At 71.7% G+C, this 25,986-nt stretch carries 25 protein-coding genes, 1 tRNA gene and 1 pseudogene; 20 read left to right on the forward strand and 7 right to left on the reverse strand.

Features of this window, described 5'->3' with window-relative positions; translation table 11 throughout:
- Positions 1-54: 54 nt before the first annotated feature.
- Positions 55-369 carry a hypothetical protein gene (locus tag OJ962_RS09595; RefSeq protein WP_202952980.1) on the reverse strand — a complete coding sequence of 105 codons (315 nt, stop codon included), beginning with the start codon at positions 367-369 and terminating at the stop codon, positions 55-57.
- 74 nt (positions 370-443) lie between these two features.
- Between OJ962_RS09595 and OJ962_RS09600 the strand changes: the two genes are divergently transcribed.
- Positions 444-593 (forward strand): hypothetical protein, encoded by a 150-nt coding sequence (locus tag OJ962_RS09600; protein ID WP_202952979.1) that lies wholly within the window; start codon positions 444-446, stop codon positions 591-593.
- A gap of 27 nt (positions 594-620) precedes the next feature.
- On the opposite strand, the gene OJ962_RS09605 is transcribed toward OJ962_RS09600, so the two are convergent.
- On the reverse strand, positions 621-2,480 hold the full coding sequence (locus OJ962_RS09605) for a M1 family metallopeptidase (protein ID WP_202952978.1): 1,860 nt from the start codon (positions 2,478-2,480) through the stop codon (positions 621-623).
- A gap of 123 nt (positions 2,481-2,603) precedes the next feature.
- Positions 2,604-3,254, reverse strand: coding sequence for a cobalamin B12-binding domain-containing protein (locus OJ962_RS09610; RefSeq protein WP_202952977.1), 651 nt, complete (start codon positions 3,252-3,254; stop codon positions 2,604-2,606).
- A 275-nt stretch (positions 3,255-3,529) separates the two neighbouring features.
- Here OJ962_RS09610 and OJ962_RS09615 point away from each other — a divergent pair, with 275 nt between their 5' ends.
- Positions 3,530-5,026: a hypothetical protein gene (locus OJ962_RS09615; RefSeq protein WP_202952976.1), complete on the forward strand. Its 1,497-nt coding sequence runs from the start codon at positions 3,530-3,532 to the stop codon at positions 5,024-5,026.
- On the opposite strand, the gene OJ962_RS09620 is transcribed toward OJ962_RS09615, so the two are convergent.
- Positions 5,013-5,831 (reverse strand): M55 family metallopeptidase, encoded by an 819-nt coding sequence (locus OJ962_RS09620; protein ID WP_202952975.1) that lies wholly within the window; start codon positions 5,829-5,831, stop codon positions 5,013-5,015. The genes OJ962_RS09615 and OJ962_RS09620 overlap by 14 nt on opposite strands.
- Positions 5,832-5,887: 56 nt before the next feature.
- On the opposite strand from OJ962_RS09620, the gene OJ962_RS09625 reads away from it, so the two are divergent.
- Both OJ962_RS09625 and OJ962_RS34365 read left to right on the forward strand, forming a co-directional pair.
- Positions 5,888-7,111: a zinc ribbon domain-containing protein gene (locus OJ962_RS09625; RefSeq protein WP_202952974.1), complete on the forward strand. Its 1,224-nt coding sequence runs from the start codon at positions 5,888-5,890 to the stop codon at positions 7,109-7,111.
- A gap of 77 nt (positions 7,112-7,188) precedes the next feature.
- Positions 7,189-7,866 (forward strand): annotated as a pseudogene (locus tag OJ962_RS34365) (HD domain-containing phosphohydrolase); the annotation flags it as partial.
- 433 nt (positions 7,867-8,299) lie between these two features.
- Here the strand turns inward: OJ962_RS34365 and OJ962_RS09630 are convergent.
- Positions 8,300-8,372, reverse strand: a tRNA-Arg gene (locus OJ962_RS09630).
- Positions 8,373-8,398: 26 nt separating this feature from the next.
- Here OJ962_RS09630 and OJ962_RS09635 point away from each other — a divergent pair.
- The 13 genes from OJ962_RS09635 (at position 8,399) to gmk (ending at position 21,044) form a co-directional block, all read left to right on the forward strand.
- Positions 8,399-8,881, forward strand: a complete 483-nt coding sequence (locus tag OJ962_RS09635) for a metallophosphoesterase family protein (RefSeq protein WP_202952971.1) — start codon at positions 8,399-8,401, stop codon at positions 8,879-8,881.
- A 40-nt stretch (positions 8,882-8,921) separates the two neighbouring features.
- Positions 8,922-9,638, forward strand: a complete 717-nt coding sequence (locus OJ962_RS09640; protein WP_202952970.1) for an ABC transporter ATP-binding protein — start codon at positions 8,922-8,924, stop codon at positions 9,636-9,638.
- A complete protein-coding gene (locus tag OJ962_RS09645) occupies positions 9,635-10,372 on the forward strand; it encodes an ABC transporter permease (protein WP_202952969.1) in 738 nt (245 codons plus the stop codon). Before OJ962_RS09640 ends, OJ962_RS09645 begins: the two co-directional genes overlap by 4 nt.
- On the forward strand, positions 10,372-10,968 hold the full coding sequence (locus OJ962_RS09650) for a TetR/AcrR family transcriptional regulator (RefSeq protein ID WP_202952968.1): 597 nt from the start codon (positions 10,372-10,374) through the stop codon (positions 10,966-10,968). Before OJ962_RS09645 ends, OJ962_RS09650 begins: the two co-directional genes overlap by 1 nt.
- Before the next feature lie 58 nt (positions 10,969-11,026).
- Positions 11,027-11,941, forward strand: coding sequence for a LysR family transcriptional regulator (locus OJ962_RS09655; protein ID WP_202952967.1), 915 nt, complete (start codon positions 11,027-11,029; stop codon positions 11,939-11,941).
- Between the two features lie 34 nt (positions 11,942-11,975).
- Positions 11,976-12,920, forward strand: a complete 945-nt coding sequence (gene rnz, locus OJ962_RS09660; protein WP_202952966.1) for a ribonuclease Z — start codon at positions 11,976-11,978, stop codon at positions 12,918-12,920.
- Between the two features lie 49 nt (positions 12,921-12,969).
- Complete coding sequence (gene pyrR, locus OJ962_RS09665; protein ID WP_202952965.1) at positions 12,970-13,518, forward strand: bifunctional pyr operon transcriptional regulator/uracil phosphoribosyltransferase PyrR; 549 nt, start codon at positions 12,970-12,972, stop codon at positions 13,516-13,518.
- Positions 13,518-14,450, forward strand: coding sequence for an aspartate carbamoyltransferase catalytic subunit (locus OJ962_RS09670; protein ID WP_202952964.1), 933 nt, complete (start codon positions 13,518-13,520; stop codon positions 14,448-14,450). The genes pyrR and OJ962_RS09670 overlap by 1 nt, the downstream gene beginning before the upstream one ends.
- Complete coding sequence (locus OJ962_RS09675; protein WP_202952963.1) at positions 14,450-15,754, forward strand: dihydroorotase; 1,305 nt, start codon at positions 14,450-14,452, stop codon at positions 15,752-15,754. The genes OJ962_RS09670 and OJ962_RS09675 overlap by 1 nt, the downstream gene beginning before the upstream one ends.
- The gene (carA, locus tag OJ962_RS09680; RefSeq protein ID WP_202952962.1) at positions 15,751-16,857 is read left to right on the forward strand and encodes a glutamine-hydrolyzing carbamoyl-phosphate synthase small subunit; all 1,107 of its coding nucleotides are present in this window, start codon (positions 15,751-15,753) and stop codon (positions 16,855-16,857) included. The genes OJ962_RS09675 and carA overlap by 4 nt, the downstream gene beginning before the upstream one ends.
- A complete protein-coding gene (carB, locus tag OJ962_RS09685; protein ID WP_202952961.1) occupies positions 16,847-19,909 on the forward strand; it encodes a carbamoyl-phosphate synthase large subunit in 3,063 nt (1,020 codons plus the stop codon). The genes carA and carB overlap by 11 nt, the downstream gene beginning before the upstream one ends.
- Before the next feature lie 238 nt (positions 19,910-20,147).
- Positions 20,148-20,492, forward strand: a complete 345-nt coding sequence (gene mihF, locus OJ962_RS09690; RefSeq protein ID WP_202952960.1) for an integration host factor, actinobacterial type — start codon at positions 20,148-20,150, stop codon at positions 20,490-20,492.
- Positions 20,493-21,044 carry a guanylate kinase gene (gene gmk, locus OJ962_RS09695; protein ID WP_202952959.1) on the forward strand — a complete coding sequence of 184 codons (552 nt, stop codon included), beginning with the start codon at positions 20,493-20,495 and terminating at the stop codon, positions 21,042-21,044.
- Here the strand turns inward: gmk and OJ962_RS09700 are convergent.
- Complete coding sequence (locus tag OJ962_RS09700) at positions 21,041-22,261, reverse strand: virginiamycin B lyase family protein (RefSeq protein WP_202952958.1); 1,221 nt, start codon at positions 22,259-22,261, stop codon at positions 21,041-21,043. The two genes, gmk and OJ962_RS09700, sit on opposite strands and share 4 nt — an antisense overlap.
- A complete protein-coding gene (locus tag OJ962_RS09705) occupies positions 22,258-23,436 on the reverse strand; it encodes an NHL repeat-containing protein (protein ID WP_270006309.1) in 1,179 nt (392 codons plus the stop codon). The genes OJ962_RS09700 and OJ962_RS09705 overlap by 4 nt, the downstream gene beginning before the upstream one ends.
- Before the next feature lie 39 nt (positions 23,437-23,475).
- On the opposite strand from OJ962_RS09705, the gene rpoZ reads away from it, so the two are divergent.
- From rpoZ to OJ962_RS09720, 3 genes are read left to right on the forward strand one after another with little or no spacing between them, the layout of a single operon-like run.
- The gene (rpoZ, locus tag OJ962_RS09710; RefSeq protein WP_028065114.1) at positions 23,476-23,703 is read left to right on the forward strand and encodes a DNA-directed RNA polymerase subunit omega; all 228 of its coding nucleotides are present in this window, start codon (positions 23,476-23,478) and stop codon (positions 23,701-23,703) included.
- 8 nt (positions 23,704-23,711) lie between these two features.
- Positions 23,712-24,959, forward strand: coding sequence for a bifunctional phosphopantothenoylcysteine decarboxylase/phosphopantothenate--cysteine ligase CoaBC (coaBC, locus tag OJ962_RS09715; protein WP_202952956.1), 1,248 nt, complete (start codon positions 23,712-23,714; stop codon positions 24,957-24,959).
- On the forward strand, positions 24,960-25,934 hold the full coding sequence (locus OJ962_RS09720) for an AAA family ATPase (protein WP_202952955.1): 975 nt from the start codon (positions 24,960-24,962) through the stop codon (positions 25,932-25,934).
- Positions 25,935-25,986 lie beyond the last annotated feature (52 nt).

The raw sequence follows: 25,986 nt of genomic DNA on the forward strand, positions 1-25,986 counted from the left end.
CGCCGGCCCCGCGCGGCTCGTCGCCCCCGCTGCGCGGCACCGGCTCGTCGCGCGCTAGGCGGCGGCGCCGCGCGGGCGGAAGTCGTCGGCCGAGACCAGGTCCAGCGCGAGCGCGTGCTCGAAGCACGTGACGAGCGCCTCCATGCTCTCGGCCACGCAGCGCTCGTAGCCGGCGACGATCTTGGTGCGGTACTCGGCCTGCAGGCGATCCAGCTCGCGCATGTCCGCGCGGCTGTGCGGCGCCTTCAGCCACGTGTTGCAGTCTGAGCAGCGCAGCTCGACGAGCATCACGTCGGCCGCCTTCGCCTCGCAGCGCAAGGGCTGCAGGAAGTGGGACCCGCAGCGCGGGCACATGGTCATCGCGGCCACGTCGGCGACGCTATTCGGCACCCCGGACGGAATGACGGTTGTGCCATCCGCCTCGAACGGCCGATCAACCAGGTATGGACGCCCCGCAACCCACGCCCGATCCGACGCCGCCGCCGAGCGACGCCGAGCACCTGGCCGAGCTCACGAAGATGAGCGTGGATTCCTCACGGACCTTCCTGGAGTTCCACTCGGGCGCGCGCTGGTTACGCCGCGACCGCGACTAGCGCGGCCGCGACGAGAACCGCATCGACCTACGGCGCCGTCGTGGACAGCGTGAAGGTCAGCGTCTTGCTGTAGGTGCCCGTGCGCAGCGGATCGGTCTCCTTGATCAGCTGCTTGAACGTGACGTCGACCTCGTCGTTGGAGACGGGGCCGTCCCACGACGTCTTCTCGAGCTCGACGCGCAGCGGCTCGGGCAGCGTGAACGCGCCGTTGCTCAGGTGGCCGGGCGCCGAGACGCTGAGCGTCGCGTTGCCGGCGGTCGAGATGACGTTGGCCATCGTGGACGTCGTGTATTCGCGGGTCACGCCCGGGACGAACGTGTTGAAGCTCGGCGTGCCGTTGAGCGTCAGCGACAGCGTCGCGGGCACGGTGCCGGTGACCTCGTTGCCCGGGAAGGTCGAGCTCAGGAAGAAGTTCGCCGGGGTCAAGCTGGGCTTGCCGGCCGTGCGCAGCCACTGAGTGAAGTAGACGTCCAGCTTGCGGAGGTTGGTGGCGTCGAAGCCGCCCCGGTCGCGCGCGATCCGCTTGGCCAGCTCGATGAACGCGTCGGTCGTGATCGTGCTGTAGCTGAACTCGTCGATCAGCGCGCGCTGGAAGGCCCAGAACGCGGGCTCGCCGACGATCTGGCGGTAGCCCTCGAGCATGGCCGCGGACCGGTTGTAGGTCGGGAAGCTCGGGACGAACATGTTCTCGGGGCCGGGCAGCGCCGCCGGGATGTACTGCCAGTTCGGCGTTGCGTTCGCGTAGACGTTGGCGAACTGCTGCTGCGTCGTGATGCCGCCGTTCTCCTTGTTGCTCCAGTACCAGTTCCACCACGTGGCCCAGCCCTCGTTGAACCACAGCTCGTCCCAGGTCCGCGGACCGATGCTGTCGCCGAACCACTGGTGGGCGATCTCGTGCGCGAGCGTGCCGTGCGGCACGGGGTTGGGCTGGCTGCTGGAGAAGTGCGACTTCGTCTGGGACTCGAGCGCGTAGTCGAGCTGCGCGTCCGCCGCGACCACGCCGTGCGACTCGAACGGGTACGGCCGCTGCAGTGCGTCGGCCATGAACTTGATGATGTCGTCCTGACGCTGCGTGCCCGTGTTCGCCGCGGTCTTCTGCTCAGGGCTGTAGGTGCTCTCGATCGCGTCGTAGAGCTCCAGCGGCGCGCCGCTCTTGCCGATCGCCAGCGGGGAGTTCCACTTCGTGTAGTCGAACTTGCCGACGGTGGCGGTCGTCAGGTAGGTCGCCATCGGATAGTCGAGCGACCAGTTCCAGGTCCGCAGCCCGTTCGCGGCGGCCGGCTTGCCGGTCGCGTCGAGCGCGCCCGTGAGCTCACCGTTGGCGATCGAGATGTAGTCCTCGGGGATCGTGACGTGGTAGTCGTAGGTCGCCTTGTCGGCGGGATGGTTGTTGCTCGGGAACCAGCCCATCGCGCCCATCGGCTCGTTGACCACGAACCCGCCGGTGGGGATGCGCGCCCAGCCCTCGGTCGAGTTGTCGGGATCGATGACCTCCAGCGGCGCGCCCGCGAACTTCACGATCGTCTGGAACACGCGCCCGTTGGCGATTCCGGCCGCGGGGGTGACGACGAGCTTGTCGTCCACGCGGGACGTCGTCGCGGCGGCACCGTCGATCGTGACCTCGGAGACCGTGTAGGCGCGCAGGTCGAGCGAGAACTCCGACAGGCCCTGCGTGGCCTTCATCGTGATCACGGTCTGCGAGCCCGGCAGCATCGCGTTGTTCACCGGGTCGTAGTTGAGCGTGACGTCGTAGTGCTGCGCGTCGTAGCCGCCGTTGCCGAGCGCCGGGAGCAGCCGGTCGCCCAGGCTGCGTGAGCCCGGCGAGAACTGCGCGAGCGCGGGCGTGCTCAGCGCGAGACTCGCCAGCAGCCCTCCGACAATGGCCAAAGGCCGACCCCTCATACGAACCCTTCCATCCGTGGATGCGTGCCACCCCGCACGCCCATTGGCAGCGAAAGTACCGAGAGGACCGGCAGCAAACAAGCAGACGGATGTCCAGTTGCCCCATGTTCACCCGGGTGGCGGAACCCGGACGTGCAGTTCGGCGACGAGCGCGCGAGGGTCCTGCTCGACGTGGTCGGCGCCGAACTCGAGCGCGGTCGCGCGCGTGCTCGCCGTCCAGAACTGGCCGCCGGCGACGATCAGCGGGCGCGGGTCGAGCGCCCTGAGCGCGCGGAGCACCTCCGCGACGCCGTCGAGCGCGCTCGCTGTAGCGGTCGAGAGGGCGACGAGATCCGGCTGCTCGTGTTCCACGAGCGAGACGAGGTCCACCGCCGGGACGCCCTGCCCGAGCAGCATCACCTCCCAGCCGTCGGCCTCCAGGAAGTCCGCGACCATCCGCGAGCCGACCGCGTGCTGCTCACCGGGCGTGCCGGTGACGATCGCGAGCCGTCCGTCCCGCGGAGGGCGCTGAAGCCGGCGCGAGAGGCCGTCGAGGATCGACTGCACCACGGCGGTCGCGTAGTGCTCCTCGGCGACGTTGATCTCGCCCATCGCCCACTTGTGCCCGACCTCGCGCAGGGCCGGGGCGAGCACGTCGAGGTAGAGGTCCGGAACCGGCGTGCCGTTGTCCAGCGCGGCCTCCACCGCCCGCCGCGCGCGCGCGGAATCACGAGCCAGCACGGCGTCAAGGAAGTTGGCGCGATGCTCGTCCAGGCTCACCGCGCCCGGAATATAACCCTGGACTTCCGACGGGTGGCGGTACAAAGCCCGGAGGCGTAACGTCAAAAAACATGACGCCGCCGCCTCAGCACGACAAGGAGCCGAAGGCCGCGCCGCTCGAGAACGCCGACGCCGCGCGGCACCTCCAGCATCTCGGCATGGACGCGAACGCCGCAAAGACCTCGCGGCCTACCACTCCGGGTTGTACGCCGCGTTCAGACCGCGTTAGGGATTCCCCTGATGCGCCGGGAGGCTTGCGGGCGCAGCATGACGGCATGCTCCCCGTCCTCCGCCTCCTCGTCGTCTCACTCGGTGTCCTGCTGATATCCAGCTCGGCCGCGCAGGCGGCCTCCAAGTCGCTCGCGCTGCCCGCCGAGGGCCAGGTCGCCGTGACCTTCGCATCCGGCGTCAAGAGCGTGAAGGTCAAGTCCGCGCCGGCGGGCGTGACGGTGGCCGGAGGCGTGAAGGGCGGCAAGCTGGCCGTGGCCGTGGTGCGGCCGCGGGGCGCGGCCGCGAGCGGCAAGGTCGTGCTCACGCTCAAGGGCAAGGCGAAGGGCGCGAAGACGGTCGCGGCCGCGCTCGACGGCGGCAAGGCACCGGTCTGCGCCGGCCTCGACAAGCTGCTGGCCAAGCGCCTGAAGGGCACCGCCGACGTCAAGGGCCTGGCGGCCGTGCTGGCGGCGAAGCTGTGTGGCCGGCCCGCGCCGGCGGACGCCGCGGCGACGCTCGGCGCCCTCGGGCTCGGGGCCGTCGTCGCGCCCGCTCCGCCCGCCGCGTCCGGCGTTCCCGCGCCCGCCACGCCCGCGGCGGGCGGCCGCCTCAATCAGCCGGGTCCCGGCCCGACCCCGACGCCGCCGGCCGGTGGGGGCAAGCCCTGCACGAACGGCGCCGACGACGACAACGACGGCCAGACCGACCTCGAGGACCCGGGCTGCGCCGACGGCAGCGACGGCTCGGAGACCGGGGAGGTGCCGGTCTCGGCCGAATGCCTGGACAACCGCTCGGGCGTCGGTCAGGGGGAGGCCGACAACGAGCTGACCGTCGGGATCAACCGCTGCGGTCAGTTCACCAGGGTCCGCGTCGACGCCGCGCCCGGCGTTGCGTCCTGCGAGATCTTCACCGGCGGCGTGCCGTGGACGTGCACGGCGTCGGCGGGGCGCGGCGTTGCGACCGGCCCGGCGATCGACACCGCGGACGCGCTGGTCAAGCTGACCGGGCCCGCGAACTGCGCCCGCAAGGTCACGCTCGCGCTGTATCGCCCGAACGGCGAGGTGGCCGAGCTGCACACGGCGATCCGCGGCTGCGGCGCCAAGCCCGCGTGCGAGAACGGCAAGGACGACGACGGCGACGGGATGATCGACGACCACTTCGCCGAGGGCGCGACCGACCCGGACCCGGGCTGCTCAGCGACCGACGACACGACCGAGAACTCGGAGATCCCCGCGCCGGCGGGCTGCCGCATCGACCTGGGCGTGTGGGACGACGAGGGCTTCGTGCCGGGGGCGATGACACAGGGCTGCGGCGCGATCCAGGGCTTCTGGTTCCGCGCGCCGGGCACCGTCCAGCGCTGCGTCTACCGGCTGGGGGAGGGCGCGGACCTGGCGTGCCAGAAGGTGCGGCAGACCGGCGGGACGATGTTCGACATCACCGCGGAGGACCTGCGCGTCGGCGTCGAGCTCACCCAGGCGGTCCGCTGCGAGCCGATGACGCTCGCGCTGATCAAGGACAACCACCAGACCTGGTTCTTCCGCGGCACGCTCAACGGTTGCTGAGGTACACGGCGCGCCACGCCGCCCACCAGCTGTCCGCGGTCGCCTCGATCGTCCGCGGCCCGGTCACCGCGACGTCGGTGCGACCCCGGTACGGGTCAGCCTGGTCGGCGGTGTTGAGCTGCACCGTGATCGTGCAGGGCGCCCCGGGGTCGTAGACCGGGGCGTCCTGCGGGGCGGCGAGCGCCGCGCGCACCGCCTGCTCGAGCTCCTCGCGAGCGCGCGCGGGAGCGTGATGCCGGGCGCTGTAGCGCCCGAGGGCGGTCTTGACCGCGAGCGTCTGCAGACCGGGGCCGAGCAGCGCGGCGGCCTCGGCGCACACGACGTCGTCGCCGGTGACCAGCGCCACGGGACAGTTCCACGTGCCGCACAGCGCCGCGTTGATGCCGACCTCGCCGACCTCGACGCCGTTGAAGTAGAGGGCGTGCCAGTTGGTCGAGCTGACGGTGTGCGAGAGCACGCCGCGCTCGGCGCCGGCCATCGCGTGCTGGCCGACCAGCAGCGCGACGTCGCAGCCCTGCTCCAGGAAGCCGGTGTACTCGGTCCAACGCGTCTGCACCACGAAGTCCGCGCGCGGGTCCAGGCGCTCCGGGACGAGGCTGTTGAACGCGCGATCGCCGCCCGCGCCGTGGCAGTCCATCACCACGACGTCGGTCGCACCCGCCGCGAACGCCCCGCGCACGGCGGCGTTGAGCTCCTCCGTGTAGAGCAGCCGGCCCTCCTCGTAGGCGGGCCGCCCGGCCAGCACCTGATCCCACCGGCAGATGCCGGCGACGCCCTCCATGTCGGCGATCACGAAGACCTTCACGGGCCGCAAGTGATACCCATTGACCGCCAGGGAGGCACCCCGGACCGTTGACCGCCATGAGCTTCTGCCCCAACTGCGGCGCGCACGTCGACGCCGGCGCGAGCGCCTGTCCGTCCTGCCGGGCACGCCAGGAGCAGTTCGTGGTGCCGGCGTTCATCGCCGCCGTGATCGCGGGCACGACGGCCGCGGTCGTCGTGCTCGTCGCGGGGCTGCTGATCGCGCTCGTCACACCCGACTCGTCGATCGTGGGCGTCGCCGGCGTGGACGCGTCGCTGCTCATCGAGACCTGCCGGCAGGCGGTAGGGACGCTGCTCGCGCCGATGGTGGAGCCGGGGACGTTCCTGCTCGCGGGCAGCCGGCGCATCCACCCGATGGTGCTCCTGGCGATCCCGCTCGCGGCGCTCGCGCTGGCGACGCGCTGGCAGCTGCCGCGCACGGCGGGTGCGCCGGCCATGGCGCGCTTCGGCTGGGCGCTGTTGATCGCGCTGCCGTTCAGCCTCCTCGCGTTCGGGTTCGCGCTGATCGGGGGCGAGACGGAGAGCACCCAGGTGTCGGTGTCCGCCCTCAGCACGCTCGCGGTGGGCGTGCTGTGGGGGCTGCTCGGCGGCGCGATCGGCGCCGCATCCGCGCTTCCCACACGCGAGCTCATCACGCTGTCGCCCGTGGGCGCGCGCGTGCTGGCCGCCGTGCGCGCGACACTGCGCCCGCTCGCCGGCGTCGCCCTGGTGAGCACGGTGCTCGCGCTCGCCGGCTGGCTCGTGCAGATCGGCGCCAACGCCGGTGACGTCCGCAGCGGCCGGTCGACGGCGACCGCGCTGATCGAGGAGACCGTCTACGCCGCCGAGCACGGCATCCACCTCACCGCGCTCAGCGCGGGCGCGCTGTTCCGCCCGGACGCGCCGGCGACCGTCGGGTTGCCGTTCCCCGTCGAGGACCCCAACGCGCTCCCGGGTGACTTCCGCATCTTCAGCTACCAGGACGCGCTCTCGGACGCCGTCTTTCTGCCCGCGCTCGTCGTCCTGCTGTGCGTGATCACGCTCGGCGCGCTGTACGGCGGGTTCGCGGCCGCTCGCGCGGCGGGCGCCGAGCGTCCGGCGACGGCCGCGGCCTGGGGCGCGCTCACCGGTCCGGTCTGGGCGCTCGCGATGGCCGTCGCCGTCGTGCTCGCGGGCGGGCTGTTCCACGGCGACGCGGCGGACGGCTCGGTCTTCGGCCTGTTCCTGGTCGGCGGCGCGCTGCTGGGCGCGGCGGGCGGCGCGCTCGAGCGCGTACGCGCCTGACTTCGTGCCCAGCCGTTACAACCTTCCAAAGTGGTGATGCATTCCTTGCACGCCGCGTTTAGAGTCGGCGGTTGTAAATGGAGAGTGCGTCCCATCTCCAGCGGATCAGCTGCCACTGCGCGGCGATCGCCCGCCGCATGGACCTCGACGACGAGCTGATCGGCGCCGCCAGCCGCCTGCACGACGTCGGCATGAACGGCGTCGCCGACCGCCCGCTCCCGCTCACCGGCCCGGAGCGCCAGGCGCTCGAGCAGCACCCCGAGACCGGGCACGCGATGCTCGCCGGCTCTGGCCAGCCGGCGTTCGAGCTCGCGGCCGAGATCGCCCTCACCCATCACGAGCGCTATGACGGCCAGGGCTACCCGCGCAGGCTGCACGCGGAGGAGATCCCGCTGGCGGGCCGGATCGCGGCCGTCGCGGACGCGTTCGACGCCCTCACGACCGACCGCGTGTACCGGCCCGCGGGGACGGTCGAGCACGCCGTCGCCGCGCTCCGAACCGAGCGCGGCGGCCAATTCGACCCGACCGTCCTCGACGCGTTCATCGACTGCCTCGACGCCGCCGTCGCCGCACTCGAGCGCCACCCCCCCGAGCCGCCGGTCGCGCCGCTCGACGAGACGTTCCTGACGCTGCAGGCCGCGGCCGAGGCGCTGCGCATCAACCCGAGCCGACTGCGCCGGTGGTCGGACGAGGGCCGCATCGAGACCCAGCGCACGCTGGGCGGCCACCGCCGCTTCCCGCTCGCGGCCGTGCGCCGGCTCGCGGACGAGATCGGCGTCCAGCCGGTCGTGCGCCCGATCGACCCGCCCGACGACCCGGTGCTCGCGCTCGCCGAGACGCTGCGCACGCACGGGCCCAGGCTCGCCGCCGCGGCAAGCGCCTCCATCTACCGCGACGGCCCGCGCGGCTGGTTCGCGAGCAGCGACGCCGAGATCGTGATCGGCGAGTGGATCGACACCCTCGCCGAGTGCTGCGCCCGGGGCCGCTACCTCGCGGCCGGGACGGCCTCCGAGGGCCTGATGCGCTACGCCCACGTGCACGCGGCGTCGCTGCTCGAGCGCCACCTGTTCCTGGAGCGCTTCGCGCAGCTCACGCTGCGCGTGATCGTCCGGGGGGAGCGCTCGCGCGAGGAGATCAGCCAGGCGCGGCAGGTGTTCAGCGCCATCCAGCAGCACCTGCTCGACGTGACGCGCCCGACAGGATTCGAACCTGTGACCTCGCGCTCCGGAGGCGCGCGCTCTATCCACTGAGCTACGGGCGCTCGGGGCCGCTAGCTTAGCGGTCTCCGTGCTCCTTGCGGTGATCTCCGACACGCACATGCCGCTCGGGAAGCGCCGCCTCCCGGTCGAGCACCTGGTCGGCGCGGACGCGATCCTGCACGCGGGGGACTTCTCGGCGCGCTCCGTGCTGGAGGAGCTGCAAACGCTCGGACCGCCGGTGCACGCGGTGCGCGGGAACGTCGAGGACCCGTGGATCCACACGCACCTGCCGCTCCAGCGCACCCTCGAGTTCGCCGGGGTGCGGATCGGGATGATCCACGACGCCGGCCCGGCCGCCGGGCGGCTCGCGCGGCTGCGGCGGCGCTTTCGGGACGAGGACGCGGTGATCTTCGGCCACTCGCACATCCCCCTGCACGAGACGGCCGAGGACGGGTTCCAGATCTTCAATCCCGGCTCACCGACCGAGAAGCGGCGCCAGCCGAAGTTCACGATGGGGTACGCGCGGGTCGACGATCGAACCGTCACGTTCGAGCTCGTCGAGCTCGGCTAGATCGCTTGCGAATTTCATCGGTTGATGAAATCATCGGTTGATGAATTCGACAGCGATCAAGGTCGAGGGCCTGCGCGTCGACCGCGGGCACCGCACCGTCCTGAACGGGCTCGACTTCGCGATCCCGGCCGGCGCCGTCACCGGCCTGCTCGGCCCGAGCGGCTGCGGGAAGACGACGCTGATCCGGTCCATCGTCGGCGTCCAGCGCGTCAAGGCCGGGACCGTCGAGGTGCTCGGCCGCCCCGCCGGGGCGAAGGCGCTGCGCTCCCGCGTCGGCTACGTCACGCAGGCGCCGTCCGTGTACGCCGACCTCACGGTCGCCGCGAACCTGCGCTACTTCGCGTCCGTGCTCGGCGTGCCGGCGGACCGTGGGGACGCGGCGCTGGACGCGGTCGCGCTCGCGGACCGGCGGGGCGACGTCGTGGGCCGGCTCTCCGGCGGCCAGCGGGCGCGTGTCTCGCTCGCGTGCGCGCTGCTCGGCGAGCCCGAGCTGCTGGTGCTCGACGAGCCGACCGTGGGGCTCGACCCGCTGCTGCGCCGGGATCTGTGGCGTCTGTTCCACGACCTCGCCGCGCGCGGCACGACGCTGCTCGTCTCCAGCCACGTGATGGACGAGGCCGACCGTTGCGACCGCCTGCTGCTGATGCGCGAGGGCGCGATCGTCGCCGACGGCACGCCCGCCGAGCTGCGCGAGCGCACCGGCGCGGACGACCTCGAGGACGCGTTCGTGCGCGTCGTGGAAGCGGTGGCGGCATGAACGCGCGCGTGACGCTCGCCACCGCCCGCCGCGTGCTCGCCCAGCTGCACGGCGACCATCGCACGGTCGCGCTGCTGCTGATCGTGCCGTGCGTGCTGATGGCGCTGCTGTACTGGGTCTTCGACGGTGACGAGCGCGTGTTCGGCCGCGTCGGCCTGATGCTGCTCGGCGTCTTCCCGTTCGTGACGATGTTCCTGGTGACGTCGGTGGCGATGCTGCGCGAGCGCACGAGCGGGACGCTGGAGCGGTTGCTCACGACGCCGCTGGCCAAGCTCGATCTGCTGCTCGGCTACGCGCTCGCGTTCGGGGTGGCCGCCCTCGTCCAGGCGGCGCTGGCCTCCGCGCTCGCGCTCGGCCCGCTCGGGCTCGACCCGGCCGGCTCGGTCACGCTCGTGCTCACGCTCGCGGTCGCCAACGCGGTGCTGGGGATGGCGCTCGGCCTGCTGGTGAGCGCGTTCGCGCAGAGCGAGTTCCAGGCGGTGCAGTTCCTGCCCGCGTTCGTGCTCCCGCAGCTGCTGCTGTGCGGACTGATCGCGCCGCGCGACCAGATGGCGGGCGCGCTGGAGGCGATCAGCACCGTGCTGCCGATGACCTACGCTGTCGACGGCATGAACCAGCTCGCGCGCACGTCGGAGTTGAGCGGCGACCTGCTCGTCGACCTGCTGGTGGTCGTGGGCGCCGCGGCCGCCGCGCTGGCCCTGGGCGCCGGGACGTTGCGCCGTCGCACGGCCTGATGGCCCGCACGGGCCGCCGGCGAGGGGAGAGCGGGACGCGCGAGGCGATCCTCGACGCGGCCCGCGCATGCTTTGCCGAACGCGGCTTCTCCACTACGTCCGTGCGGTCCATCGCGGCCGCGGCGGGCGTGGACCCGGCGCTCGTGCACCACTACTTCGGCACCAAGGGCGAGCTGTTCGCCGCCGCCATGGAGCTGCCGCTGGACCCGGGCGCGGCCGTCCCCGCGCTGCTCGAGCCCGGCATCGACGGCCTCGGCGAGCGGCTCGTCCGGTTCTTCCTGGGCGTCTGGGACGAGCCCGCCGCGCGCCAGCGCGTCCAGGCCGTGCTGCGCAGCGCGCTCACCGAGGAGGCCGCCGCGGCGCTGCTGCGCGACTTCGTGACCACGCAGGTGCTGGGTCGCGTCGCCGCGGCGCTCGGCACGCCCGACGGCGAGCTGCGCGCCTCGCTCGTCGGCAGCCAGCTCGTCGGGCTCGGCCTGCTGCGCTACCTCGTGCGCGTCGAGCCGCTCGCGTCCGCCGACGAGGACACGGTCGTCGCCGCCGTCGCGCCGACGATCCAGCGCTACCTCACGGGAGACATGCATCAGCCGGGCTGATGGCTGCCAGCAGAAGCATGAGTTCGACTTGGGAAGCAGGCGCTGGCACGATGAAGCCATGGAGCTCCGCCATCTGCGCACCGTCGAAGCCGTCGCCCGTCACCGCTCGCTCACGAAGGCGGGCGAAGAGCTCTTTCTCACGCAGTCCGCGGTCTCCCAGCAGATCCGGCGCCTGGAGACCGAGCTCGGCGTCGACGTCTTCCACCGCACCAGCCGCCGCGTCGAGCTGACGGCCGAGGGGCGCGTGATCCTCGGCTACGCGCAGCGTGCGCTGGCCGAGGTCGACCGCCTGCACCAGGAGCTCGAGCAGATCACCGGTCTGCTGAGCGGCGAGCTGCGGATCGGCGGCCTGTACCCGACCGGCCACTTCGACCTGTTCGCGCTGCTGGCCGAGTTCCGCGCCGCGCACCCGGGCGTCGCGATCCACATGACCGAGGGCACGCAGGACGACACGTTCGCCGCCCTGGGCGCCGACGAGCTCGACCTCGCGTTCATCGCGCACGATCCCGACGCGATCGGCGAGGAGTTCTCCGCCGACCTGCTGTTCAAGGACGAGCTCGTCGTCGCGCTGCCCGTCGACCACCCGCTGACGGCCCAGAGCGCGGTGAGCTTCGAGGACGTCGCCGCGACCGACCTCGTCGCCTACCGCGAGAACTCCGCCATGCGGCTGCGCCTGGAGCGCAAGATGGCCGCCCGCGGGCTGCAGCCGCGCAACGCGTTCATCTGCACGGAGATCGCCGCCGTGCGCGCGTTGACCAGCAACGGGCTCGGCGTCGCCGTGATCCCCCGCTCGGTCGCCGAGCAGCCCGGCCCCCCGATCGAGCTGCGCCCGTTCGGCCCCGACCCGCTGACGTGGCCGGTCGCGCTGGTGTGGCGCGCCGCGCGCCGCCAGTCCCCGGCCGGCAGCGCGTTCCTGGAGGTCGCCCTCGACTACGCGCGGCGCACCGAGCGCCCGCGCCTGCGCGTCGCCTAGCGGCTGGGCGGCGCCGCGCTAGCCTCGCGGGCCGATGGATCTCAGCGTCTTCTTCGCCGGCACCGCGGGTTCGGTTCCCACCCCGAAGCGCGGCCTACCCGCGATTCTGCTGCGCGCGGGCGGCGAGCGGATCCTGTTCGACTGCGGCGAGGGCACCCAGCACCAGCTGCTGCGCAGCGTCGGCCTGCCGGATTTGGACGCGATCTTCATCACCCACCTGCACCTGGACCACTGGCTCGGCCTGCCGGGGATGATCAAGACCTTCGACATGCGTGACCGCGACACCCGGCTGGAGCTCTTCGGCCCGCCCGGCTTCGTCGCCACCTTCGAGAAGGTCGTGCGCCCGGTGATCGGCCGCACCAAGTACCCGCTGGACGTGATCGACCTCGAGCCGCACGAGGAGATCGGCTTCGACGACTTCGTGATCACCGGCTTCCCGGTCAAGCACCGCGTCGAGGCGTTCGGCTACGCGTTCATCGAGGACGACCGCCCGGGCAAGTTCGACGCGGCCGAGGCCGAGCGCCTCGGCGTGCAGGCGGGCCCCGACTTCGGCCGGTTGCAGCGCGGCGAGATCGTGAACGGCGTCACGCCCGAGCAGGTCATGGGGGAGGACCGCCGCGGCCGCCGGATCGTCTACTCGGGCGACACGATGCCGTCCCAGACCACCGAGGTCTACGCCGCCGACGCCGATCTGCTCATCCACGAGGCCACCTTCTGCGAGGACGAGCGCGCCCGCGCGCGTGAGACGGGTCACAGCACGGCCGCCCAGGCCGCCGCGCTGGCCCGCGACGCCAACGTCAAGCTGCTCGCGCTCACCCACCTCTCCACGCGCTACTTCCCGCGCGAGATCCGCGAGGAGGCGCGCGGCGTGTTCGAGAACACGGTCATCCCGCGCGACTTCGACGCCATCGAGGTGCCGTTCCCGGAGCGTGGGGACCCGCACCTCGTGCGCGCCGAAGACGTCGTGACCCCCTGCTAGGTTCACCGCGTCCCTTTAACCCGGTCCGGAGAGGCCAGGAAGGAACCGCATGCCTGAACCGAAGGTCGTCCTCGACGAGGACGACATCCGCCGCACGCTCGTACGCATCGCGCACGAGGTGGTCGAGAAGAACAACGGCCGTCCCGTGGCGCTGGTGGGCATCCACCGGCGCGGCGCCCACCTCGCCACCCGCCTGCATCAGCTCGTGGAAGACCTGCTGGACGAGCAGGTGCCGCTGGGCGACATCGACATCGCCTTCTACCGAGACGACCTGAGCACGCGCGGCCCCGATCCGCACGTGAACGACTCGAACCTCGACTTCCGGCTGGAGGACTACACGGTGGTCCTCGTCGACGACGTGCTGTACACGGGGCGGACGGTCCGGGCCGCGATCGAGGCGTTGTTCGACTACGGGCGGCCGCAGCGGGTGCAGCTCGCGGTGCTGGCCGACCGCGGCCACCGGGAGCTGCCGCTGCGCCCCGACTACGTGGGCAAGAACCTGCCGACCGCGCGCTCGGAGCGCGTGAACGTCCGCGTCCGCGAGGTGGACGGGGTCGACGACGTGATCATCACCGAGCTCGAGGAGGCGTTCGCCTGATGCGGCACCTGCTGTCGATCGACGACCTGGATCGCGAGGCGATCGAGCGCATCCTGGACCGCGCGAAGACGTTCACGGACGTCTCCGAGCGGGAGATCAAGAAGGTGCCGGCGCTGCGCGGGCGCCGCGTCCTGAACCTCTTCTACGAGGCCTCGACGCGCACGCGCAGCTCGTTCGAGCTCGCCGCCAAGTCGCTGTCCGCGGACGTCATCAACTTCGCCGCCTCCGGCTCCGCGGTGGACAAGGGCGAGTCGCTCAAGGACACGGTGCAGACCCTGTCCGCCTACCGGCCGGACCTGATCGTCATCCGCACGCCGTTCGTCGGCGCCGCCCAGCTGGTCGCGAACTGGACCACGGCCGGCGTGGTGAACGCCGGCGACGGCAAGCACGAGCACCCGACGCAGGCGCTGCTGGACGTCTACACGCTGCGCGAGCGGCTCGGCACGCTCGAGGACAAGAACATCTGGATTGTCGGCGACATCACGCACAGCCGCGTCGCCCGTTCCTGCATCCTCGCGTTCCAGAAGATGGGCGCGAAGGTCACCGTTGCGGGCCCGCCGACGCTGATCCCGCGCGGGATGGAGGCGATGTGCGAGGTCGCCTACGACCTCGACCGCCTGCCCGAGGCCGACGTGGTCTACGCCCTGCGCATGCAGCACGAGCGCATGACCGACTCGTTCGTCCCGTCCCTGCGCGAGTACGCCGCCGTCTACCAGATCGACGGCCGCCGGCTCGGCGCCCGCCAGGTGCTCATGCATCCCGGCCCGGTCAACCGCGGCGTGGAGCTGTCCGCCGAGGTGATCGACTCGCCCCAGGCCGTCATCGGCCAGCAGGTCGAAGCCGGGGTGGTTGTCAGGATGGCGGTGCTCTACGAGCTGCTGACCGGCCGCTCGGCCCCGAAGCCCGCCCTCACGACCGCAGTCCCAGCCTGATGCTTGACCACCGACCCACTGAATCCGCCGACGTCCTGATCCGCGGCGCCCACGTCCTGGACCCGCGCACGGGCATGGACGAGCGCCTCGACGTGCTCGTCCGCAACGGCGAGATCGCCCAGATCGGCGAGAATTTGCAGGCCGACGTCGAGGTCATCGACGGCGGCGGCCGCCACCTGTTCCCCGGCTTCGTGGACCCGCACGTGCACCTGCGCGTCCCGGGCCAGGAGCACAAGGAGGACCTCGAGTCGGGCACGCGCTCGGCGGCCGCCGGCGGCTTCGTCGCCGTCGTGGCGATGCCGAACACGACGCCAACCGTGGACTCCGCGCCCGTCCTGCGCTCCCTGCGCGAGCAGGCCCGCCGCGAAGCGCGCATCCCCGTCGGCTTCCTCGCGTCCATCACGCAGGGCCTGGCCGGCGAGGCGCTGACCGAGATGGCCGAGCTGCGCCAGTGCGGTGCGCTCGGCTTCACCGACGACGGCAAGCCCGTCCACCGCGCCGGCATCCTGCGCAAGGCGCTCCAGTACCAGAAGCTCGTCGGCGGGATCATCGCCCTGCACGAGGAGGACCCGACGCTCTCCGGGCGCGGCGTCATGCACGAGGGCGTGGTGAGCGCCCGGCTCGGCCTGGCCGGCATCCCGAGCATCTCCGAGTCCACGCTGATCGCGCGCGACGCCGCGATCGCGGGCTACGAGGGCGGCCGCATCCACATCCAGCACCTGAGCGCGCGTGAGTCGGTCGAGGCGATCGCCGAGGCCAAGTCGCGCGGTGTGAAGATCACCTGCGAGGCATCGCCGCACCATCTCACGCTCACCGACGAGGCGGTCGCGGAGAAGCTGGACACGCGCCTGAAGATGAACCCGCCGCTGCGCACGGAAGAGGACCGCCAGGCGCTGATCGCGGGCCTCAAGGACGGCACGATCGACTGCATCGCCACCGACCACGCGCCGCACGCGCGCGAGGAGAAGGAGGTGCCGTTCGAGCAGGCCCCGATGGGGACCACCGGCCTGGAGACGGCGTTCGCGGCGGTCTACACCGCCGACATCCTCCCGCTCGCGCTGATCGTCGAGAAGCTGAGCGCCGGCGCGCCGCTGATGGGCCTGCCGACGCCCGAGATCGCCGTCGGACACGCGGCCGACCTCGTGCTGATCGACCTGGACGCCGAGTGGGAAGTCGGAGCGCAAGGCTACGAGAGCCGCTCGGAGAACTGCTGCTTCGCCGGCCGGCGCCTGAAGGGCAAGGTCGTGACCACGATCGCCGCCGGCGGGATCGTCTTCCGGCAGCGGGAACTGGCCGCGGTATGAGCTCCTTCGTCCTACTGGAAGACGGCACCCGCTTCGACGGTGAAGCCGTCGGGGCGGAAGGCTCCGTGACGGGCGAGGTCGTCTTCACGACCGGCATGTCGGGCTACCAGGAGTCGATGACCGACCCCAGCTTCGCGCGCCAGTTGATCACCTTCACGACTGCGCACGTCGGCAACTACGGCGTGTCCGAGCAGGCGATGGAGTCCGACCGCATCCACGCGGCGGGCGCGATCATGCGCGCGGCGGTCGACTACGACGACGCGCCCGGCGCCGAGCAGGGCTGGCTGAGCTGGCTGAAGGCCAACGGCATCCCCGGCATCGCGGGCGTGGACACACGCGCGCTCGTCCGGCACATCCGGGAAGCGGGATCGATGCGCGGCGGGATCTTCTCCGCCGACGTGCCGGTCTCCGAGGCCCGCGAGCGGATCGCCGCCGAGCCGAGCATGGTCGGCCGCGACCTCGCGCGCGAGGTGACGATCGCCGCGCCGACCGTCTTCGCAGGTGAGGGCGACGGTCCGCGCATCGTCGCGCTCGACACCGGCATCAAGCGCTCGATCATCCGCAACTTCACGTCGCGGGGCGCGACGCTCGAGATCTACCCGTGCACGACCCCCGCCGAAGAGCTGCTCGCCGCCGACCCGGACGGCTTCTTCCTCGTCCCGGGCCCGGGTGACCCGGCCGCGCTCGATTACATCGTCGAGAACATCCGGACGCTGCTGACCACCAAGCCCGTGTTCGGCATCTGCCTCGGCCACCAGCTGCTGTCCCGCGCCGCCGGGCTGGAGACGTTCAAGCTCCCGTTCGGCCACCGCGGCGCCAACCACCCGGTCAAGGACCTGCGCACCGGGCGGATCGCGATCACCTCCCAGAACCACGGCTTCGCGGTCGCGGGGAAGCCGGGGGAGGTCATCGAGTCCGAGCTCGGCGCCGCCCAGCTCACGCACGTGAACCTGTACGACAACACGATCGAGGGCATCCGCCTGCTCGACGTCCCCGCCGGCTGCGTGCAGTACCACCCCGAGGCCGGCCCCGGCCCCAACGACTCGCTCGGGCTGTTCGACGAGTTCATCGCACTGTTCGAGAAGGCCGGAAATGCCTCGTAGAGACGACATCCAGAAGATCCTCGTCCTCGGATCGGGCCCGATCGTGATCGGCCAGGCCGCCGAGTTCGACTACTCCGGCGCGCAGGCCTGTAAGGTCCTGCTCGAGGAGGGCTACGAGGTCGTCCTCGTGAACTCCAACCCGGCGACGATCATGACCGACCCGGAGTTCGCGACCGCGACCTACGTCGAGCCGCTGCTGCCCGGCCCGGTCAAGCAGGTGATCGAGCGCGAGCGCCCGGACGCGCTGCTGCCGACCCTGGGCGGTCAGACCGCGCTCAACCTCGCCAAGGCGCTGTACGAGGACGGCACGCTGGAGGAGTTCGGCGTCGAGCTGATCGGAGCCAACTACGACGCGATCAACCGTGCCGAGGACCGCGAGCAGTTCGACGCGACGATGCAGAAGGCGGGCCTGCGGACCGCGCGCAACACGATCGCGACCACCGTCGAGGAGGCCAAGGGCGCGCTCGAGCAGTTCGGCCTGCCGCTGATCATCCGCCCGGCGTTCACGCTCGGCGGGCGCGGCGGTGGCATCGCGCGCACGCCGGAGCAGGTCGACGAGATCGTCCAGCGCGGCCTGGACGCGTCGCCGATCGGCCAGGTGCTGATCGACGAGTCCGTGCTGGGCTGGGGCGAGTTCGAGCTCGAGGTCATGCGCGACCACGCGGACAACGTCGTGATCGTGTGCTCGATCGAGAACATCGACCCGATGGGCGTCCACACGGGCGACTCGGTGACCGTGGCGCCGCAGCAGACGCTGAGCGACCGCGTCTACCAGAAGCTGCGCGACCAGGCGATCGCGGTCATCCGCGCCGTGGGCGTCGAGACGGGCGGCTCCAACGTCCAGTTCGCCGTCAACCCGGCGACCGAGGAGATCGTCGTCATCGAGATGAACCCGCGCGTGTCGCGGTCCTCGGCGCTCGCCTCCAAGGCGACCGGGTTCCCGATCGCCAAGATCGCCGCGCGCCTGGCGGTCGGCTACACGCTCGACGAGATCCCGAACGACATCACCAAGGCCACGCCGGCCTCCTTCGAGCCGACGCTCGACTACGTCGTCGTCAAGTGGCCGCGGTTCGCCTTCGAGAAGTTCCCGGGCGTCGACACGACGCTCTCCACGCACATGAAGTCCGTGGGCGAGGTGATGGCGATCGGCCGCACGTTCGGCCAGGCCTTCGGGAAGGCGCTGCGCTCGCGGGAGCTCGACACCCAGCCCGACCTGTCCGGCACCGACGAGGAGTTGCTGACGCGGCTGGAGTCGCCGAGCGCAGACCGCTTCGACGTGCTGCTCGAGTGCCAGCGCCGCGGCATCTCCGACGAGGAGCTGCGCGCCCGCACGGGGATCGATCTCTGGTACCTGCGCGAGTTGCGTCAGGTTGACGCGGCGTTCGAAGGCGTACGGACCTACCGCGCCGTGGACACGTGCGCGGCCGAGTTCGCGGCCGAGACGCCGTACTTCTACTCCGCCTGGGAGCGGGAGGACCGCTCTGAGGTCGTGCGTGGCGACAAGCCGAGCGTGATGATCCTCGGCTCGGGCCCGAACCGCATCGGCCAGGGCATCGAGTTCGACTACTGCTGCGTGCACGCCGCGATGACCGTGCGCGAGTCCGGCCGCGACGCGGTGATGGTCAACTGCAACCCGGAGACCGTGTCAACCGACTACGACACGAGCGACCGGCTGTACTTCGAGCCGCTCACGCTCGAGGACGTGCTCGCGATCGTCGAGATCGAGCAGCCCGAGGGCGTGATCGTGTCCTTCGGCGGCCAGACGCCGCTGCGGCTCGCCGCCGGGCTGGAGCAGGCCGGCGTCAAGCTGCTCGGGACCCAGCCCGACGCGATCGACCTCGCCGAGGACCGCGGGCGCTTCGGCGCGCTGCTGGAGCGGCTGGAGCTCAAGGCGCCGCCGTACGCGCTCGCGCAGTCGCCGCAGGAGGCGCTGGGCGCCGCGCCAGGCGTCGGCTTCCCGCTGCTCGTGCGCCCGTCCTACGTGCTCGGTGGGCGCGCGATGGAGCTCGTCTACGACACCGACATGCTCGCGGACTACTTCGCGCGCACGCGCCCGCAGGGCGAGATCTTCCTCGACCGCTTCCTCGAGAACGCGATCGAGGTCGACGTGGACGCGATCTGCGACGGCGAGGACGTCTGGATCGGCGGCATCATGCAGCACGTCGAGGAGGCCGGAATCCACTCGGGCGACTCGGCCTGCGCGCTTCCGCCCCATTCGCTTGGTGCGGAGATGCTCAACGAGATCCGCAGCGCGTCGAAGGACCTCGCGCTCGCGCTCGGCGTTGTCGGCCTGATCAACATCCAGTACGCCGTCTACGGGGACGACCTGTACGTGATCGAGGCCAACCCGCGCGCGTCGCGGACGGTCCCGTTCGTGTCCAAGGCGACAGGCCAGCCGCTGGCCAAGATCGCCTGCCGGGTGATGCTGGGCGAGAAGCTCGCGGCCATGAACCTGCCCGAGGACCCGTGCGGTCCGCACGTGTCGGTCAAGGAGGCGGTGCTGCCGTTCGACCGCTTCGCGGGAGCCGACGCGCTGCTCGGCCCGGAGATGCGCTCGACCGGTGAGGTGATGGGGGTCGCGACCGACTTCCCGGCCGCGTTCGCGAAGGCCCAGGCCGCCGCCGGCACCCAGCTGCCGACGCGGGGGACGGTGTTCCTGACCGTCACGGACTCCGACAAAGCGGCCGCGATGGGCATCGCCGCCCAGCTGCACGACCTCGGGTTCAGAATTGTGGCCACTCGGGGGACCGCCTCCGCGATCAAGCGGATGGGCATCCCGGTCGAGACGATCAACAAGATCCAGGATGGCTCACCACACGTGCGCGACTGGATCGACCGGGGCGATGTCGACCTCGTCATCAACACCCCGACCGGCACCGCCGCGCGGTCTGACGGATACGAGATTCGTCGAGCCGCGGTGGGTCGCGGCGTGCCCTGCATCACGACGATCGCGGGGGGTATGGCGGCCGCTCGGGCGATCGGCGCAGCGCGCTTCGGCGAGCCCCCCGTCATCTCGTTGCAAGAGCTCCACCGCAACGGGGTGCACGCCTAAATCGATGGGATAGAGTGCGCCCGCACCTTCTGCGTGCGGGCGCAGATCTTGGGTCTGTACGGCTAGTCCTCACGGACTGGACGGTCAGTCCATGCCTCGACCAACGTCCAGGAAAAGCCCTGCAAACGCGTGGCTTAGGCTCGCACACCCTCTCCAGGATTGAACCTCAAGTTCAGGTGAAGCGATGTTTCGGTCAGGACCCTTGTCGGCGGCTCCCAGCGCTGTAGACTCGCCGCCCATGCCGCCAGCGACGAAGACGCCCGCCAAGCCCACCACGGCTGCTCCAGAGCGTTCCCTCGTCCAGCGCATGGAGGCGCTCCAACGTGCGAATGAGATCCGAACCAAGCGTGCGTCCCTGAAGCGCGACCTCAAGGCTGGGCGTGCCAGCATCCACCTGCTCCTGATGGAGCCTCCCGACTACATCGAAACGGCGAAGGTCTTCGACATGCTGCTCGCGGTCCCGAAGTACGGGCGCGTAAAGGTGAACAAGGTCTTGCAGGTCTGCCGTATCTCACCCTCGAAGACCATCGGCGGTCTCTCGGAGCGTCAGCGCGCCGAGCTGATCTCCATGCTTCGTCGATAGTTGTCCGGGACCGTCTTTGTCATCACCGGCCCTTCGGGGGTCGGGAAGGGAACGCTGATCCGCACGCTGCTCGAACGGATGCCCGAGCTCGAGCTGGCGGTGTCCGCCACCACGCGCTCGCCGCGGCCGGGGGAGGAGCACGGCGTGCACTATCACTTCCTGGACGACGTGGAGTTCGATCGGCGCGTCATCGAGGGTGATTTCGTCGAGCACGCCGAGTACTCCGGTCGCCGCTACGGGACCCTGCGGTCCGAGCTCGAGAAGCGCATCGCCGAGGGGCACTCCGTGGTGCTGGAGATCGAGGTGCAGGGAGCCCGCCAGATCGCGCAGACGATGCCGGACGCCGTCCGCATCTTCATCGCCCCGCCGTCGGAGGAGACGCTGCGGCTGCGCCTGGTCGGGCGGGGCACCGACGACATGGACCAGATCGAGCGCCGGCTCGAGGTCGCCAAGGCCGAGCTGGCCGCGCAGGACGAGTTCGCGCACATCGTGCACAACGACCGCCTGGACGAGGCGGTCGGCGAGCTCGAGCGGATCGTCCGCGGCGCCTAGTCCACCACGCGCATGCTCGCGCCGCTGTCGGCGTAGTTGCCCTCGGCGTCGCGCAGCTCCCAGGACAGCTCCAGCTCGGGCCGGCTCAAGCGAGCGAGGCGACGCAGTCGCGCCGGGCTGATCGGCAGCCGGAGCGTGCCGGGCTGCACGATCGTGTCGCGGCTGGAGAACGGGTCCTCGCCCGCGTCGGCGAGGTGGATCCCGAGCCGGACCGGCTCGCGGACCGTGACCTTCAAGCCGCCGTGGCGCCGCAGCGCCGCGAGCCTCACGCGCTTGGCCGGCTTGGGCGTGATCTCGATCTCCGGCGCGGTGGAGTCGCAGCCGTGGGCGGGCGCGCCGATCGTCGTGCGCTGCAGGCGGGCGCTGCTGCCGAGCCAGAGGCCGCCGTCCGGGGCGAACTCGATCGACCAGCTGGGAAGTGCGGTCGGCGTCTTCGTGATCGTGCCGTCGGCGTTCGCGCGCGCGATGTGGCAGCGGCCCGTGGCGAACCACGCCGCGCCGTCGGGTGCGAGCGCCACGTCATAGGTGCGGCCCGCGCCACGCAGCTTCGTAACGCGGCCGCGCGCGTCGATGTGGCCGGCACTCTCGAAGATGGAGCTGAGCCACATCCCACCCGCGGCGTCGGGCACCAGCCGCTCCTCCCCGGACCTCCCACTGGGCACGTCGGCGATCGTGACCGGCGTGCCGCCGAGCGGCAGGCGGACCATGCCGCACCGGCTCGTGAGGAACCACATCGCGCCATCGGAGGCGCGGGCGAGCGCGTCCACGCGCAGCCCCCTGCAGCCCGGGACCTTGAACGGCGTGCTCGTGATCCGGCCGTCGGGCGTGCTGCGCTGCAGCCCGTGCTGGGCCGTGTGCCACCAGGCCAGGCCGTCCGGTCCGGTAGCCAGCGCGTCGACGAACGTATCGCTCACCGTCGTCACGGTGCCCGCCGCGTCGACGCGCTCGATCGTGCCACCCGTCAGCACCCAGGGCAGCCCGTCCGGACCGAGCGCCATACCGTTGAGCCCGGACACCGACGAGACGCGCGCGGTCCCGTCCGGCTCGACGCGGTGCACGGCCGCCCCGCCGCGCACCCAGGCGCCGGTCCACGCGCCGCCGTCCGGCGTGGCCAGCACGTGGCCGATGGCGTCGCCCAGACCGACGCGGAGGACGTCCTGGGCGTGCGCGGGCGCCGCCAGCGCCAAGAAGGCGATGGCCGTGAGGAGCGCTCTCACCGGGTCACTCGTACCCGGAATGCGTGTCCGCGCTCGTTGCCTTCGTCGTCGGTGACGCCCACGGTCATGAAGATCGTCGTCGAGCGCTTGATGCGGCGGCGATCGGCGTAGGCGACGCGCGCGAACACGCGGCCGGCGCGCGCGAGGACGCGCTCGGTCGGGATCGGGCTGAAGGTCGCGTTCGGCACGTTCACCGTGGTGCCCGCGGTCACCCGCGCGCGCCCGGAGACGCGGATCGGGATGCCGCGCCGCAGCGACGCGAACGAGACCCTGCGCGGGACGTGGACGCGCGGCGCGGCGCCGCGACAGCGGCCCTCGAGCCCGCGCGCCAGCCGCGCGCGGTTCGCCAGCCAGATCGCGCCCGTGCCGTCGAACGCGAGCTCCCGGGCGGCGATCGGCGCGGCGATCAGCCTGACCGCGCCGTCCAGACCGACGCGCGCGATGGTGCAGCGGCCGAACGCGATGAAGGCGCTGCCGTCGGGCGCGGACGCCAGATCGGTCGGGGCGCCGAGCGCCCGCGGCAGCCGCGTGTCGGCGACCTGCCCGTCCGCGGCGGCGTGGGCCACGGTGGCTGGAACGGCGCCGCGGCGCAGGAACCAGACGCCGCCGGCCGCGTCGGCCACCAGCCCGTCGGGGTACGGGTTCACGTGGAATTGCACGCCTTCGCGCGTGAGCCCGCCACACCGGTCCGCCGTCCACAGCGCGCCGTCCGCGGTCCGGGTCATCCAGTAGCCGTCGGGCCAGTCGTCCGAGCACGCCTCGCGCCTGCTCGGGACGTACGTGAGCGTGCCGTCCGGGGCGATCCGCGCGAGCTGGTCGTGCTCGACCGTGCTCGACCAGATCGAGCCGTCGGGCGCGCCCACCAGCGGCAGCGCGGGCACCGCGCCGGTGGTGGGGGTGAGCGCCACCGCGCGCGGCGTGCCGGCCGGATCGACGCGCAGCGCCCGGAAGGGGTCCGTGCCGTACCAGGCGCTGCCGTCGGCGCCCACGGCGCCGCCGACGAGATCGCCGACGTCGGGCGTGCGTACGACGCGCCCGTCCGGCAGCGCGCGGACGATGTCGGTGTCGCCGCGGCGACTGACCTGCACGTACGCGCCGCCGTCGGGTCCCGCCAGCAGCCCGTGGACGTCCTCGCGCAGCCCGACGCGGGTCACATCCGCGGCCTGTGCGGGCATGCTGAGCAAAGCGAACACCGCTGCGGCTAGAATTGCGGTGTGATTTCTCCGCGCGTAGACCGCCTTCTCGAGCATGTCGACTCCCCGTACGCGAGCGTGATCGTCGCCGCCAAGCGCGCGCGGCAGATCAACTCGTACTACCACAACCTCGGTGAGGGCACGTTCGAGGAGTTCCCGCCGCCGATGGTCGACACCGCGTCGAAGAACTACCTGACCATCGCGCTCGAGGAAGTCGCGACGGGCAAGGTCGCGTACCGCTACCGCTAGCGCTCTGAATGCCGCGCATCCTTCTCGGTGTGTGCGGCGGCATCGCGGCCTACAAGGCGCTCGAGTTCACCCGCCTGGCCACCAAGGCCGGCCACAGCGTGCGCGTGGTGCAGACGGAGGCCTCCACGCGCTTCGTGGGGACCGCGTCGTTCGCGGGCATCACCGGCGCGCCGGTGCTGATCACCGAGTGGGAGCCGGACCCGCTGCGCGGCGTGTTCCCGGGCGACCCGCTGCCCGAGCACGCGCCGCTGTCGCACCTCGCGCTGGTCGAGCACGCCGACGCGTACCTGATCGCGCCCGCGACCGCCGAGACGCTGGCCAAGCTCGCTTGCGGGCTGGCGGACAATCTCCTGACGGCCGCCGCGCTCGCGTGCCGGCGTCCGCTGATCGTCGCCCCGGCCATGAACAACGCGATGTACGAGCATCCCGCGACGCAGGCGAACCTCGCCACGTTGCGGGCGCGCGGTGTGACGGTGCTCGAGCCCGGGGTCGGGCCGCTCGGCTCGCCGGGGGAGTTCGGCGTGGGGCGGCTGCCCGAGCCGCCCGAGCTGCTGGCAGCCGTGGAAACCACGTTCGACGCCTCGCTGCGCGGCGTGAACGTGCTCGTGAGCGCGGGCGGGACGCGCGAGCCGATCGACGCGGTGCGCTTCATCGGCAACCGCTCCTCGGGCCGGATGGGGTTCGCGGTGGCCGAGCAGGCGCAGCGCCGGGGCGCCAACGTCACCGTCGTGGCCGCGAACGTGTCGCTCCCGCGGGCCACGGGCATCGAATATGTCGACGTGGTCACCGCCGCCGAGCTCGCCGACGCCTGCGCCGCGCGTTTCGACGCCTGCGACGTGCTGATCATGGCCGCCGCCGTCGCCGACTACCGGCCCGAGGCGGCCCACGGCGGCAAGCTCAAGAAGGATCAGACCGGCGAGGAACTGAACCTGCGGCTCGTACGTACCACGGACGTGCTCTCCTCGCTCGCGGACCGCCGCCGGCCCGGCCAGACGATCGTCGGCTTCGCGGCCGAGCACGGCGACGGTGCGCTCGCTTACGGGCGCGGCAAGCTCGAGCGCAAGCATCTCGACGCCGTGGTCGTCAATGACGTCAGCGGCGCCGGCATCGGGTTCGACGCCGCCGACAACGAGGTGTGGATCGTCACGGCCGAAGGCGAGCACCACGTCCCCAAGACGTCCAAGGATGCGGTCGCGGCCGCCATCCTCGACGCGGTCTTGAACCACTCTTCATCAAACGACACAAAGGTCCGCTGAATGGAACCCCTCGAGGAAGCCGTCCCTGAGCGCCTGGCGCAGGCGGAGATCGACGCCGCGGTCTCGGTGGCGCGCCGGCTCGTTCAGAACATCCGTCGGGCGGTCCAGGTCAATGATGACGTCCTCGAGCATGTGATCGTGACGATGCTCTCCGAGGGGCACATCCTCGTCGAGGACTACCCGGGCGTCGGCAAGACGGCGCTCGCGCGGTCGGTCTCGCGCTCGATCGACTGCCAGTTCGCGCGCGTGCAGTGCACGGCCGACCTGCTGCCGGCGGACATCGTCGGCACCCAGATCTACAACCAGCGCGAGTCGCGCTTCGAGTTCCGGCCCGGCCCGATCTTCGCCAACGTCGTGCTGGTGGACGAGGTCAACCGCGCGTCGCCGAAGACGCAGTCCGGCCTGCTGGAGTGCATGCAGGAGCGCCAGGTGACCGTCGAGGGCATGTCGCACGAGCTCGCGCGCCCGTTTCTGGTGTTCGCCACGCAGAACCCGGTCGAGTACGAGGGCACCTATCCGCTGCCGGAGGCGCAGGTCGACCGCTTCATGGTCCGGCTGTCGATGGGCTACCCGACCGCCGACCAGGAGGCCGGGATGCTGATGGGGCACGAGTCCCATGACCGCGTGATGGACCTCGAGCCGGTCGCGGATCGCGCGGAGATCGTCGAGGCCGTGGAGACCGCGCATCGCGTGCACGCCTCACGCGCGCTGCGCGAGTACATCGTCGCGCTGCTGCGGCGCACCCGCGAAGACGACCGCACCGAGCTCGGCGCCTCCCCGCGTGCGGGCCTGATGCTGCTGCGCGCCGCCAAGGCGCGCGCGCTGGTGCACGGTCGCGACCACGCGCTGCCCGACGACGTGCAGGCGCTCGCCGACGCCGTCCTCTCGCACCGCATCATGCTCGCCCCCGAGGCGGCCGGCGTGCAGCGCTCGGAGATCATCCGGGACGCGATCACGGCCGTCCCGGCGCTATAGGAGCCATCGATGAATACCGCCACACCTGCTGCGGCCCATCCGCTGCACCACA

The organism is Solirubrobacter deserti, from assembly GCF_027587175.1.
In the GTDB taxonomy this organism is placed as follows: Bacteria; Actinomycetota; Thermoleophilia; order Solirubrobacterales; family Solirubrobacteraceae; genus Solirubrobacter; species Solirubrobacter deserti.